This is a genomic window from Aerococcus sp. 1KP-2016, assembly GCF_002252085.1.
Lineage (GTDB): Bacteria > Bacillota > Bacilli > Lactobacillales > Aerococcaceae > Aerococcus.
On the sequence record NZ_NEEY01000046.1, the window covers coordinates 1 to 13,851 of the forward strand.

At 38.7% G+C, this 13,851-nt stretch carries 11 protein-coding genes and 2 pseudogenes; 4 read left to right on the top strand and 9 right to left on the bottom strand.

Annotation, left to right across the window (positions count from 1 at the left end):
• Nucleotides 1–197: 197 nt before the first annotated feature.
• The 3 genes from B9P78_RS07745 to B9P78_RS07755 form a co-directional block, all read right to left on the bottom strand.
• On the bottom strand, nucleotides 198–992 hold the full coding sequence (locus tag B9P78_RS07745; protein WP_094518910.1) for a DUF975 family protein: 795 nt from the start codon (nucleotides 990–992) through the stop codon (nucleotides 198–200).
• 153 nt (nucleotides 993–1,145) lie between these two features.
• Nucleotides 1,146–1,844 carry a zinc metallopeptidase gene (locus B9P78_RS07750; protein WP_094518911.1) on the bottom strand — a complete coding sequence of 233 codons (699 nt, stop codon included), beginning with the start codon at nucleotides 1,842–1,844 and terminating at the stop codon, nucleotides 1,146–1,148.
• 61 nt (nucleotides 1,845–1,905) lie between these two features.
• Nucleotides 1,906–2,898, bottom strand: coding sequence for an alpha/beta hydrolase (locus tag B9P78_RS07755; protein ID WP_094518912.1), 993 nt, complete (start codon nucleotides 2,896–2,898; stop codon nucleotides 1,906–1,908).
• Between the two features lie 296 nt (nucleotides 2,899–3,194).
• Here B9P78_RS07755 and B9P78_RS07760 point away from each other — a divergent pair, with 296 nt between their 5' ends.
• A complete protein-coding gene (locus tag B9P78_RS07760; protein WP_094518913.1) occupies nucleotides 3,195–3,800 on the top strand; it encodes a YkyA family protein in 606 nt (201 codons plus the stop codon).
• Between the two features lie 30 nt (nucleotides 3,801–3,830).
• Nucleotides 3,831–5,213, top strand: coding sequence for a putative glycoside hydrolase (locus B9P78_RS07765; RefSeq protein WP_233487790.1), 1,383 nt, complete (start codon nucleotides 3,831–3,833; stop codon nucleotides 5,211–5,213).
• Between the two features lie 345 nt (nucleotides 5,214–5,558).
• Here the strand turns inward: B9P78_RS07765 and B9P78_RS07770 are convergent, their stop codons facing one another.
• Together B9P78_RS07770 and B9P78_RS07775 are read right to left on the bottom strand one after the other, a co-directional pair.
• Entirely contained in the window at nucleotides 5,559–6,731 is a 1,173-nt protein-coding gene (locus tag B9P78_RS07770) for an aminotransferase class I/II-fold pyridoxal phosphate-dependent enzyme (RefSeq protein ID WP_094518915.1), read from the bottom strand.
• Nucleotides 6,728–7,222: an Lrp/AsnC family transcriptional regulator gene (locus tag B9P78_RS07775; RefSeq protein ID WP_094518916.1), complete on the bottom strand. Its 495-nt coding sequence runs from the start codon at nucleotides 7,220–7,222 to the stop codon at nucleotides 6,728–6,730. The genes B9P78_RS07770 and B9P78_RS07775 overlap by 4 nt, the downstream gene beginning before the upstream one ends.
• Before the next feature lie 301 nt (nucleotides 7,223–7,523).
• Between B9P78_RS07775 and B9P78_RS07780 the strand changes: the two genes are divergently transcribed.
• Both B9P78_RS07780 and B9P78_RS07785 read left to right on the top strand, forming a co-directional pair.
• Nucleotides 7,524–8,516: a DUF1002 domain-containing protein gene (locus B9P78_RS07780; RefSeq protein WP_094518917.1), complete on the top strand. Its 993-nt coding sequence runs from the start codon at nucleotides 7,524–7,526 to the stop codon at nucleotides 8,514–8,516.
• Between the two features lie 156 nt (nucleotides 8,517–8,672).
• Nucleotides 8,673–9,377 (top strand): VIT1/CCC1 transporter family protein, encoded by a 705-nt coding sequence (locus B9P78_RS07785; protein WP_094518918.1) that lies wholly within the window; start codon nucleotides 8,673–8,675, stop codon nucleotides 9,375–9,377.
• A gap of 85 nt (nucleotides 9,378–9,462) precedes the next feature.
• On the opposite strand, the pseudogene B9P78_RS07790 reads toward B9P78_RS07785, so the two are convergent.
• The 4 genes and pseudogenes from B9P78_RS07790 to B9P78_RS07805 all read right to left on the bottom strand — a co-directional run.
• Nucleotides 9,463–10,951 (bottom strand): annotated as a pseudogene (locus B9P78_RS07790) (carbon starvation protein A).
• Nucleotides 10,952–11,318: 367 nt separating this feature from the next.
• The gene (gene gloB / locus B9P78_RS07795) at nucleotides 11,319–12,023 is read right to left on the bottom strand and encodes a hydroxyacylglutathione hydrolase (RefSeq protein ID WP_094518919.1); all 705 of its coding nucleotides are present in this window, start codon (nucleotides 12,021–12,023) and stop codon (nucleotides 11,319–11,321) included.
• A gap of 160 nt (nucleotides 12,024–12,183) precedes the next feature.
• A pseudogene (locus B9P78_RS10725) lies at nucleotides 12,184–12,845 on the bottom strand (HAD family hydrolase).
• Nucleotides 12,846–13,209: 364 nt separating this feature from the next.
• Nucleotides 13,210–13,851: G5 domain-containing protein (locus B9P78_RS07805; RefSeq protein ID WP_148138593.1), on the bottom strand; the 642-nt coding region annotated here is incomplete at its 5' end.

The window sequence follows — 13,851 nt, forward strand, 5'->3', positions numbered from 1 at the left end:
AAAATCTATCAACTATGGGAATAGATACTATAAAAAAAATAACATATTTTATAGTATTGCTATTTATTCTAGATAAAAACGCCCAAAATTAGAGAATGGCAGGTTCATATTAGAATCGCAGTTTTCTAAACTAATACATGACAAGGCTTCCTCGGTAATGGCTGTCCTGTATTATTGTCCCCACCTATTTTATCATCTTAAAAATCATCCCAACCTTCATCGTCATAGCGATAACTCTTATGCTCATAGGTGTGATTGGTTTGTTCTTGGTGCTTCTTGGATACGTAAATTTTCCTACGAGATCTATTAAACTCGCGAGGATTGCTGTTAGAAGCAGCTGCTGGTGCTTCTTCATAATGTCTAATTTTTTCTGGATACCCTTCTTCTTCTAAGGCCTGTTCATAGAAATTAATCAATGCCAACGTATAGTACGGCTTCACATAGAAATATGCTAAGCCTAGTGTGATTGGAATTAAGAGAAACCAACCAATGAAACGGATATGCAACCAAATATATTGGACTTTTCGACCACGCATCAAGCGTCGACTTTCAGTAATTGCTTCATTCGTAGATAACAAAGGGAAATCGATAATCAAAAAATTGCTGAGCGCGTAGGCCATCCATTTATAAATTACTGGAATAAAAAATAACAATGACCACAACACAAGATATACACCCTTTATGAAATTGGCCCAACCGTAACGCAAAGCATCATTGAAGAAAGGACGCACCATATCACGGAAGAACCGCAGGGATTGTTGGTTATTCTTGATCATTAATGACCGTAAATAGACCATTTCCGTGCCGGCGAAGAAAATAAGATTGAATAGTAAGAAAATGACAATCACAGGAAAAATACTTGCTGTTATAGCTGCCTGGACCAAACCAAGGAACCAATATAGTCCCGCAAAAATCAACGTAAATATAATAAACCAAGCTCGGTTTGTCATCAGGGTATCTTTGGCATTTTGTTTGATATCTCCGTTCACCACTTGCCACCTCCTTTTGCTGAATTGTCTTGTTAAATATACTAGTAGTTTACCAAATTTCTGAATGATCACATCAACCCTAGGACCTATTTCACAAAAAAACAACCTTGAAATGACATCTTCCAAGGTTGTTGCACGGGCTATTCATTAAAAAAATTAGTCGCGTGAACGGCCACCAAATAAAATCAAGACACGTAGTAATGATAAGGCGCCCGCAATTGCAGCTGCAACATAAGTCATGGCAGCTGCACGTAAAGTCTTACGCGCATAAGGTAATTCGCTTGCCGTTAAAATATTACCCTCTTCCATGATTTTTAAGGCACGATTTGAGGCATCAAATTCCACTGGTAAAGTAACCAATTGGAAAATCAATGTTGAGGCGAACAAAATAATACCAATATTAATTAACGTTTCATTGAAACCAGCGATTGCACCCATAATCAAAATAGGCCATGAAAAATTAGAGCCAATATTGACAACTGGGACAATTTTTTGACGCAAAGTCATAAAGAAATACCCTTGCGCATCCTGAACAGCATGACCACACTCATGGGCTGCAACACCAATAGCTGCAATTGAAGTTGAATCAGCTGTTGCATCAGAAAGACGTAATACTTTGTTTGTTGGATCGTAATGGTCAGTTAAATTACCAGCAATACGTTCCACACGTACATTTGTAATACCTGAATATTGCAAAATATATTCTGCAACTTGGGTACCAGTCATTCTTTTCTCTGTTGTATATTTACTATATTTGTTAAATGTGCGGGTTACGTTTGCACTAGCGATACTTGCAATAACCCCACCAATAATAATGAGGACGATGGTCCAGTCAAAATACATACCAGGTATCATAAAATCACTCCTTTAAGGCTTATTATAGCAGTTCCATCATTCAGCGCCAATATTGACACCCCTATTCGCCACCAATAATTTGTTGGTGGATAATCTCGATCACTTCTTGGCTCTCTGGAATGGCATCTAAGTAAAATTGATGGTGCATAAAGTCAAATTGATAATAATTACTTTGTTGATTATGGGCACGTAATCGTTTATACAACCAATGTCCATCACAAGCAAAACTATCGTCCGTACCGTTCACAAAATCAATTGCTGGCAACTCTTCCGTTGGCATCTTCGCATAGTTGAGCACCGGATTTTTTTGTTGCCATATCGTTTTGACGGCATTCACTCTGGTAGCATCATACAACACATCTTTAGGATTCACTGTAACATCCTCGAAGGTACCGTTTAGCCATGGGGATAAAAGGAATACACGTTCAATTTTCAACTTATCTTGGATGAGGAAATCAGCCACCAGTAAGGCTGGTATCGCACCCGTGTCACTCGACACAAAGTACAATTGGTCGACACTCCGTCCCATTTGATTAGCCATCTCGGTTATCAGATTGCTCAAGCGTTTGGCTTCATCGATGATATTATGATTAGCAAATGATCTAATTAACACCGGAGAAACATAAGCTTCACCTTCAAAAGATTTGGCCAACTTTTGGACAAAATGCCATTCCTTTTCTTGTAAGGTATCGATACCACTACCACCATGGAAATAAATAATCCAAGGACTTGCAGTCGTTAACGACAACACGTTAGTCTCTAAATCAATGAGTACACCCTTTTTTCCACGAAGAATTTGCGCCTTATCATCGCGTGTAATAAAGAATAAGTCTTCGTGATTTTTGGGACGGTTGGCATACGCTTCGGTTGCTTGGATTTTCTTATTCGCTGGCATAAAACGATCCGCCTCCTTCTTCACACGTAAGCCGTCTTGGATGACTTTACTTTTCAATGACCGTTCTTGGCTCATGGCATGGTACACATAGCCGATACCTGTCGCGGCCGCTGCAAGTCCTAGTCGCCACAATCTGGCCTTGTCTAGATTTTTGCTCATGGGCTCCAACTCCTCATTTTATTGTTCGATGAAATGATTTAATGTAATTTTTAGCTAAAACTTACCATCTGTTTACACGAAAGCGCTTAAATAACTGTTAGAATAAGTACTAGTTATCATACGCCGATGATGTTTTACTATCTATTATTATAACGAATATGATGGCCTTTGATAGGGACTAAAGACCTAACTTAGAAAATTCTTGAGAATTATTAGAAAATCACGTATGATAACATAATGATATGATTTATTAGTCATTATATACCAAATTTAATGAGATGGGAGTAAATAAGAAGATGAAGAAAAAAGCTAGTCTAACGATAGCTGGGTTAAGTATCCTCCTTCTTTCTGCCTGCGCGGCTTCACCTGACCAAGTGATTAGTCAGGCCCAACAAGAAGGCGCTGATATGACTGAATCCTTGCAGACTATTCAGGCTAATGAAGCAGACTTACAAGCTGACTTCGAGACAGATTTAGCCGCGGATAAAAGCTTAGCTAATCTGACTGAAAAAGGTCAAGGGGAGACCCGTGCAAATTTGAGTGCTCGTCAAGAGGCCTTTGAAACCCTTAAAAAAGATTATGAAAGCCTACATAATAAGGCGACTACGCTAAAAGAGTTTGATGAAACGGATTTTACTGCTGAGGAAGATTTTTCGAATTTCAGCGAAATGCGTAATCTTGTTGTAAGCATTGACGAACAGATGTCCAGCTATGTTGAAAATTATCAAGCCGTCCTTGAAGCAGAGAACAAGTATTATACGCAACTTGCAGCTGAAGATAGTGACTTAACTGTTTTCACAGATGGTATGGCGGGTATCAATAGCCAATACCAAAAATCACAAGAAATATTGGCAGAAGTCCTACCAAACTTAGCCAAGTTATCAGCTCAGCCTGAAGCCTAAAGTTATTCAAGAAGAATGGAGGCCAATACTTTGGACCAAAATCAATCAAATCAACCCACACAGTCAAAACAGCCGGCCCCACACGGACCAAAATTTAATTGGAAGCTCGTCTTATCGTTAATTGCCGGGATCATTATCAGTTTATTGTTAATTATCGGTATCCGCACAGAATGGTACGGTCTAGCAAATGAAACAAATACAGCCCAATCATCATCCTCTGCGTCGACAGCCAGTGAGTCAAGTGCGCCTGAATCGAGTGCAAGTAGTGCCTCAACTACTTCCAGCGACAATGAAGCGGCTGCAGCCGAATTATCAGCCAACCAAAACAATTTATTAGCGACACCTAAAAATGTTCCTGATAAATTTGTTTATGACTCTGGTTACGATATTGCCTACCCTGCTGAAGGTGTGAAAGGTATTTACTTATCAGCAGATGGTGTGACGAATCCTACGCTATATCAACAAAATATCGATCTTTTAGATAAGACTAATCTAAACACGGTCGTATTAGATGTCAAAGATGACTATGGTAATATCACCATGGATTTACCAACGGAAGGTGCAGCAGTGAATGCTGCTGAAACGAATGCTATTGATGGTAAAACATTGATGCAAACCTTTGAAGACAAACAAATTTATCCAATCGCACGAATCACAACATTTAAAGATACCAACCTAGCAACGGCTGAACCGGAACGTAGCTTCCTTACAGCAGACGGTCAAGTGTGGACCAATGATGGTGGCGACGCCTTCTTAAACCCATACAACAAAGACAACTGGGCTTATCTAGTGGAGACGGCAAAATCCTCAGCCCGTGCAGGTTTCAAGGATATTCAATTCGACTATGTGCGTTTCCCAGAAGCTTTCGAAACCTTTGGCGAAACCCTAACGTATGATATGGGTGATTATGCTGAATATGGTAAAGATTCCACCGAAGCACGTCAACAAGTCATTGCCGATTTCTTGGCCTATGCGCGTGAAGAACTGAAACCATACGGTGTACATGTTTCTGCAGATATGTTCGGTTATGTAACAGATGTTGTAGCAACCCCAGGTATCGGGCAAAACTTTAATATGATGGCAGAGAATGTGGATGCTATCTCCGCTATGATCTACCCTTCTCACTGGGGACCAGGTTACTTTGGTTTAGATTACCCTGACTTACATCCCTATGAAGTCGTAGATGCCTATATGAAAAAAGAAAATACCTTGATGCAAGAATTGGACTCTCCAGCCATTTCACGTCCATGGTTACAAGACTTTACCGCTTCATACCTAGCGGATGGTACCTGGAAAGAATACGGCCCTGCTGAAGTACAGGAACAAATTGATGCCGTGATCGACAACGGTGCCAATGAATACCTGTTATGGGATGCAGCCAACGAATACTCACCAGATGTTGATTATAAATAATGAAAAACGAGTCTGACAATTACGTCAGGCTCGTTTTTATTTCATTATGTCATTTTAAGAGGGGCAAACATGCAGTATAGCATTTATCCTATACTAAAAATTGTAGATTTCGCTACTATATTGCTCAATAGTTTCTGCGGCTTCCTGAATAGGATACTATTCGTTGCAATAGTATCGTTCACGCGTATACCAGGATACTACTGCTAGAAAAAGTACCACTTTCAATATTAAAAGGATACTATTTTTGAAAATAGTACCCCCTTTTCCACAATACGCCAAAACCTCATTAATAAATATGCAAAAAAGTGGTCAGAATCATCTCAGATTCCGCCCGCTTTTATTGATTTATTTTTGTTCACGTAATTTGGTAATAAAGTCTTCGATTTTGTTCATAGCAATGGTTAATTCACGGATGGAATAGGCATATGAAATACGTAGGAAGCCTTCACCACCTGCACCAAAAGCTGTACCTGGCACAACTGCCAATTTTTCAGCATCTAGTAAAGCTAAGGCGAATTCTTCACTGGTTATATTGAATTCACGAATATCCGGGAAGGTATAGAAAGCGCCTCGTGGTACGAAACATGGAATACCCATTTCACGGAAACGACCTAATAGGAAGTTTCGACGTTGTAAGTAGTCTTTACGCATTGCTTCTACTTCATTGTCACATTCTTCTAGGGCAACGATTGCAGCATATTGTGATACGGTTGGGGCTGCCATAATGGTAAATTGATGTACTTTTAACATTTGTTCTACCAATACTTCTGGCCCACATAGGTAGCCTATACGCCAACCTGTCATAGAGAAAGCTTTGGCAAAACCATTGATATAGATGGTACGTTCTTTCATGCCATCAAAAGAAGCAATGGAAGTGTATTTATCTTTGGCATACCAAATTTCAGAATAAATTTCGTCGGTTAACACGTATAAATCATGTTTCTTGATAACGTCCGCTATTTTTTCTAGTTCTTCTCGAGATGCTGCTGCACCAGTAGGATTATTTGGATAGTTTAAGATAATCGCTTTGGTTTTGTCTGTAATTTTTGCTTCAATATTTTCAGGTTGTAAGATGAAATCATGTTCACTTGGCAACTGAATTGGCACTGGGATACCCCCTGCTAATTCTATTGAAGGTACGTATGAAACGTATGACGGATCCATCACCAGTACTTCATCACCTGGGTTAATCAATCCACGGCAAGCTAAGTCAATCGCTTCTGATCCACCGACAGTAACGACTACTTCAGTTTGTGCATCATAATGGATGTCATATTTATTTGATAGATAGGTTGAAATTGCACGACGTAATTCAATCAATCCGGCGTTCGCTGTATAGTAGGTTTTACCTTTTTTGATTGACCGGATTGCTTCTTCACGGATTGGCCAAGGTGTTGGAAAGTCTGGTTCACCTACCCCTAATGAAATGACACCTTCTATTTCATTAGCAATATCGAAAAAACGTCGGATACCAGAGGGTTGCATGTCTAATACGGTTTGATTTTGAGATTTTGTCATTGTGAAATCACCATTCGTCCACCGTCTTCTTCAATGTCCTTATACACGACACCTTGTTCTTTATAACGGTTCATTACAATATGTGTTGTTGTTGCGCTAACTTCATCAATTGAAGCGAGTTTTGAAATAAATTTAGAGATATCTAGCATTGTTAAACGTTTTGTAAGTAATAAGAAATCGTAAGCACCTGACATCAAGTAAAGTGACTCTACTTGGTCATATTCGTAGATTGCTTCAGCCACTTCTTTGTACGATACACCGTGATGTAAATCGACATTCACTTCAACCATTGCTGATAATAAATTGTCGTCAGCAACATCCCAATTAATCATTGTATGGTAGCCAGCAATCACGTTCTCATTTTCATAAGCTTCGATTTGAGCGACTACTTCCGCTTCAGTTGCGTCAATCATATTGGCGATTGTTTTGGGTGCTAGCCGAGCATCTTGTGCTAAAATGCGTAACATTTCTTTTTTCTGTTCAATATCCATTTTATATCCCTCCAAAAAATCTGCGCTGTAGCTTAAATCATACTTTTAAACGCGCAGCTTGTCACTTATTTTAAGCATTTTTAAGAAAAATTTCGTTTTTCCTTGCATGCGTCACACTCATTATAGCAAAAATATACTCTTTATTGGATAAAAAACCACTAGACGGGCATTTACAATCTTTAAAATAAATTACAAGCTTGTTAATTATTTCCTAAAAATCTCATTTTGAAAACATGGTAAAATGAGGATACCAACCAAAAGCACATTGGGTGCCCACCAGGTTAGTAGGAGGAAATAGAACATGGAAAAATTTACAAAACGATTAGCTTTGACAAGTGGTGTATTAGCGCTAGGATTAGCTATTTTAGCACCAAGTAAGTCAGCCGACCGGGTCGCAATTGATCCAATGTTTACGTATGGAGAGACATTAACTGATAGTCAATTTGAAGAAACAAAGGAACTGTTAGGTGTTGAAGATGGCACTGAAGAAATCGAAGTACAAGTTAGTGAGTTAAATGACTTACTTCAAGATAGCTATCCTTATTCACAAGTATATTCATCTGCCTATATTACAGCTGCAGATAATGATGGTGGTGTAACAGTTGAGATTGCCACACCGGATACAATTACTAGCATTACACAAGCACAGTACGAAAATGCTGCCATTACTGCTGGTGCAGTAGATGTAAATATTAAAGTCGCTTCCGCAGTAGAAGTGGATGGTTCAGGTGCCTTAGCCGGTGTATATAAAGCATTTGAAAGTGCTGGCCAAACATTAGATGCAGATGCACGTGAAGTGGCACAAGATGAATTAGCCGTAACGTCTGCCATCACCGAAGAAAATCAAGATACAGCAGGTTATTCTGATGATGACTTAAATGCAGCTATTGCTGATATTAAATCTGAAGTAGCTAGCTTAAAAGAAGAAAATGGTGGTAATATTTCAGTGGATGAAATTACCGTTATCGTAAATAATGTCATTAACAACTACAATTTAGATGGCGTGATTTCACAAGAAAATATCCAAGCCATTATCGATCAAATGCAAAACTTCTCTGCCCTTGAATTAACAGATGAACAAAAGGCACAATTATCTAACCTTGCAAGTTCTTTATCTGACGCAGCAAGTTCTGCAGCAAGCAATGTAGCGGATACAGCTAGTTCAGCAATTGCCAATACAGATACTGAACAGTTAAAAGAAGATTCACTAGGTATTTGGGACCGTATCCTTTCTATCGTAGATAATATCTTTGGTACAAGCTTCAGTTCTGCTAGTGACACAACAGCTGAATAATCTATAAACAAAATTGTCCTCAACGACTAGGTTTCCATACAATTCTAGCCGTTGAGGGCTTTTTTTCACCTTTTTGAATCATCTGTGAGTAAACCAACCCACCATCTATATATGAAAGCGATATAATAAAACTAAATACTTATGGAGGTGTAGCGATTGAGTGAACAAAGTAAAAAAGAATCTTTGATGAATGGCAATTACGTGAAAAGTATGGTTTACGGTGGCCTCGATGGTATTGTCACTACCTTCGCCGTCGTTGCGGGGGCAACTGGTGGTGCCTTATCACTTGACGTAGTCATCATCCTTGGTTTCGCCAATCTATTAGCAGATGGTTTATCTATGGCCGTTGGTGACTACCTTTCAAGTAAGTCTGAGGGAGAGTTTGTTGAGAATGCCATCAAAAAACGGCGTCTTGATTTTAAGGATGATTTTTCAAGTGAAGTGGCTAAATTATCTGCAAACTACCAAGCAAAAGGCATTTCAAAGGATGACGCCGATCAGATTTCAGCAACCCTAGCCAATTATCCTGAAATCTTTGAGCAAGAACGTGTGAATAGTGAGTTTGGGGATGAAGAAATCGAAACACATCCAATGAGAAACGCTTTAGTAACGTTCTTCTCATTTTTAATATATGGTTTTATCCCATTAATTGCCTACGTATTCGCCTCAACTAATACTTTTTTGATGGCCAATACCTTTGCAGTTGCATGCGTCTTAACCGCCATCACCCTATTTATCCTAGGTGCATCAAAATCACGTTTAACGCATACCAATTGGTTTAAATCTGGTATGGAGATGCTTCTGATTGGTGGTGCAGCCGCCCTAGTTGCCTATGGTATCGGTGTACTTTTAGGTGGCTAAGATATACCTGTAGTGACTATGCTGATAAAAAAAACACCATAAAAATACCGCCTCGGCCTTAGAAGACCGAGACGGTATTTTTTATTTATTTTTCATTTACTAATTCTGGATAAAGCGTTTGAATTGATAACTGGTCATTAATTAATTTAGACGAAGGATCTAATTTCGCTTTTTGGTCAATACCTTGTTTCCAGAATAGCGCGAGAATAATTAAAGTAATTGCTGCCCCACCCAGTAAGCAAGATTGCTTAAGCCTAAGCCAAATCCAATTGGTTCACTCAATAGATATACCACAACGGCATATAACATGAAGATACCCGGCACCAAAGTAACGAAGTAGTTTTTACCTTTCAAGAATAGGTAACGTGTCGTTACTAATAAGCTAAGACCGCTGTAACTTGGTTGGCCCAGTTGAAATAACGCCATAAAATATTGAAATCAACGAATGTTAAGAAGAATGAAATCACATAGATTGGAATCGTAATGGCCATAATTTTTGGTAAAGTATCTTGTTTTACATTGATGTAGTCAGCAACAATAATACGTAATGAACGGAAGGCTGATAAACCAGAAGATAATGGTAATACGATAACACCGACAATGGCGATTGTACCAAAGAACTCTCCTAATAATTCCATTGAAACAGCATTTACAACTGCAGATGCTGTACCCGCATCAATCATACCGCTTAATGTTTGACCATCGAATAAGGCTAATGAAGCAGCCAACCAAATCATAGCGATGACACCTTCAGCAATCATCATACCGTAGAAAGTATAGCGACCTTCGCTTTCATTTTCCATTGTACGAGAAACCATTGGTGCTTGGGTTGCATGGAATCCTGACATGGCCCCACATGAAATAGTAAAGAATAAACCTGGGAAGATTGCTAAGCCTTTCGGATGGAAGTTAGCTAATGTAGCTGGTGTTAATTCAATCATAGCGTGGTCACCAAAAATTAAAGTTAATCCGATCGCAATAGATGAAATGATTAACACAGCCCCAAACCATGGGTATACCTTACCCATAGCCTGATCAATTGGTAATACAGTTGAGATAAGGTAGTAGATGAAAATTAAAACCACAATAATGATGAGTGCCACATTACCCGGTAGCAAACTTTGAATCAAAGCTGCTGGTGAAAGAACAAAAACCGTACCCACCAATAACAATAGTAAACACGCAAACAGGTTTACGACATGCATCGTTCCTTTATTGATATATTTACCCGCTAATACCGGTAATTGCGCCCCATTATTACGCAATGAAACCATACCCAACATATAATCATGTACGGCACCTGCAAAGATACAGCCAAAGATAATCCAAATATACGCAACTGGTCCATATAAAGCCCCCATAATAGGGCCAAAAACAGGTCCTGTACCAGCAATATTCAATAACTCAATAATTGCATTTTTCCACTTAGGCATGGGTACAAAATCTAGTCCATCTGTAAGCATCTCAGCTGGCGTTGTTCTATTTGGATCAGGTCCGAAGTTTTTTTCGATATATTTCCCATATGTGAAATAGCCAATAATCAATGCAGAGACCCCAATAATAAATGTCCACATAAAATAATTCCTCCCTTAAATCATTTTGCGTCTTTGCACATATACCAACATGCGCAAACGTTTCACATATCTATTATAGGTAATCATCAACATTTAAGTCAATTGCATTTAATTCAACATATAAATAAAAAATATATATGCGCTAAATAAACATGTTGCCTTCATTATATCTAAGGATAAAACGTTGAATTAAAAGTATTTTGTACATTAGTTCAAATCTCCGTATTAAAAAAAGTACAACGTGTCCTTGCATAAAAACCATTAAAGTGAAAACAAAATTGTCCTATTATATTTTATACAAGCTATTTGAGGCAAAAAATCGATTAAAAAAAAGCACCCTGATCAGGATGCCCTACAGTTAACTGTGCTAAAAATTATCTCTTAAATCACGTAAATGTTTAAATTCTGCTACATCTGCTGCTTGCATAAAAATGTTAATCACTTTTTCACGACCAATTGTAGATGGATAGGTTGGACGTTCTGATGCGATAATAGTCTCTACTTGTGTTAATGCCTCTGTAAGTACCTCATTATCAGGTTGCACTGAATGGGCAAACCGTAAATTCGTTAGCGTATACTCATGACCCGCAAAGACAGCTACATCCTCATCTAAACGGCTAAACGTTTCTAAGGCATCAAATTCCGCTTGGTAATCACCTGTAAATACACGACCGCATCCGGCAGAAAACATAGCATCCCCTGAGAATAAATACATGCTATCTACAATATAAGATAGGTGTCCTTCTGTATGTCCGGCAGATAAAAGCGCGGTAACTTCATGATTAAAGATACTGAACTGATCCCCATCTTCAATATAGGTCATCTCAAACCCTTCAACCTCACGTGGACCATAAACCTTGGTGTCAGGATACTCGGTTAAAATTTCAGTAACCCCACCAACATGATCAGCATGCTTATGGGTTAATAGGATGGCAATACCCTTGGGTTGCTCAGCCGCCAAGTATTGTAATACACGGTCTGCTTCACCTGGATCAACAACGATGATTTGATTCAAATCTTCAATCATCCAAATATAATTATCAGTCAAAGCCTTAATCGGAAAAATATTCATTACACTACTCCTCACTTTACGCATACGGCAAATATCTATTTCAACCTAATACTACCATATCCCTTAAAAATGCTCAGCTATTTTACAACAATTTAACATAACCGAAAATAAATTTTCAAAACCCCAAAGCCATTATCAACTTTGGGGTTTCTACTAGGATTTATGATTTTTCTGCTACGATGGCTAGCACATCCATCATATCCGTTACAATGATATCCGCCTTACTCAAATCCTGTTTAGGATAATCTGGGTCGGCAAAACCAATCGTATACATATGCGCCGCTTTTGCTGCTAACACACCGTTACGAGTATCTTCAATGACGATACAATCATCTGCCGAAACTTGTAACAAATCAGCTGCTTTTTCAAAAATATCAGGATTTGGCTTTGAACGTGCCACTTCTTCTCCACTAACCAGATGTGCAAATTGTGAGGTAATGCCTAGTTGCCTCAGGTTATGCATGATTTCAAACAAACTTGGGTGATGAAGAAGCCACAGCCATCTACAGCCATCTGATAACCACGTTTACCTAATTCATCGACCAATTCGACACTATTTTTAATTGCCCTTACCCCATCTCGTTCAATCATGGCTTGGCGATAGCGATTCATCTTGTCAATATATGATGCCACACTATCAGGTAAACCAAGTTCATCTTTCATCGTTTGCCACATATAATCATAAGTGGTTCCCATGAATTGGTATTGATAGCTTATATCCTTCATAAATCCTTGTTCATGTAATAAATCTGTTTTCGATTGAAGGTAGGTATATTCCGAATCAACCAAAACCCCATCCATGTCAAAAATAATACGTTTCATTTAGTCCACCTCAAAGTTTTCCTTCACTATATAAACTTTTATCAATACTATCTATCACCGGCAAGCACACTAATATTGCCCTCCAATTAAAGTCTTTCAGTAAAAAAATGATTCACTCTTTAAGAACGATTTTTCCCATCCCTTTAACATATGTAAACGCCCACATATGTGCTAGAATATTATTAAATAAAAGTTATTTGTGATACGGTTCCCCGTATCAGTTGTGACTGCGGTTTTTAATCGCAATTGAATCGTTACGGTTTCCTTATCTGCTTCAGCTATTTCTTTTACTTTATTTTAACAATAAAGAAGGGTCAACGTATTTTAAACTCACGTTGACCCTTCCTTAAAATTCAATTAAATACTATTTCCTTTTCTTTTTGAAAACTAATGCAGAACCAATAGATAGGAATAATGCTCCTAAAATACTAGTGATTGTTGTACTTTCTACCCCTGTTGGAGGCAACTCTTGATTTTTAGGTTCTACAGTAACATTTGCTGCATCTGTGTTATTTGGCTCTTCTGGGTCCACTGGTTCTTCTGGGTCCACTGGCTCTTCTGGGTCCACTGGTTCTTCTGGATCCACTGGCTCTTCTGGGTCCACTGGGCCCACTGGCTCTTCTGGGTCCACTGGCTCTTCTCTTACTTTTGTACCAACTTGGATGATTCGATTCACAGGATCTTTTGTAACTTCACTAGAAACCTCTACCCGTGAAACTTCTTCGCCATTTTCGTACGTTACTTCTTCTACGATGGTACGAACTCCTGGTGTTCCTTCTTGTGACTCGACTTCTTCCCCCACTAACATGTCTGGGTTCTCGACACGAATGGTATCAAATGCTACCTCTTCGGTGTGAGTCTCTTCAACTACTTCTCTTACTTTTGTTCCAACTTGAATCACTTTATTTACTGGTGCAGTTGTGATTTCATCTGAGATAACTTCTCGAGCAGTTTCTTCTCCACCAACAGTCGTTACTTTTTCAACGATTGTTCGTTCGCCTAATAC

Coding starts and splice junctions, on each gene's coding strand:
- B9P78_RS07750 (WP_094518911.1), bottom strand. CDS start 1,844: ATGATACCTGGTATGTATTTTGACTGGACCATCGTCCTCATTATTATT.
- B9P78_RS07755 (WP_094518912.1), bottom strand. CDS start 2,898: ATGAGCAAAAATCTAGACAAGGCCAGATTGTGGCGACTAGGACTTGCA.
- B9P78_RS07760 (WP_094518913.1), top strand. CDS start 3,195: ATGAAGAAAAAAGCTAGTCTAACGATAGCTGGGTTAAGTATCCTCCTT.
- B9P78_RS07770 (WP_094518915.1), bottom strand. CDS start 6,731: ATGACAAAATCTCAAAATCAAACCGTATTAGACATGCAACCCTCTGGT.
- B9P78_RS07775 (WP_094518916.1), bottom strand. CDS start 7,222: ATGGATATTGAACAGAAAAAAGAAATGTTACGCATTTTAGCACAAGAT.
- B9P78_RS07780 (WP_094518917.1), top strand. CDS start 7,524: ATGGAAAAATTTACAAAACGATTAGCTTTGACAAGTGGTGTATTAGCG.
- gloB (WP_094518919.1), bottom strand. CDS start 12,023: ATGAATATTTTTCCGATTAAGGCTTTGACTGATAATTATATTTGGATG.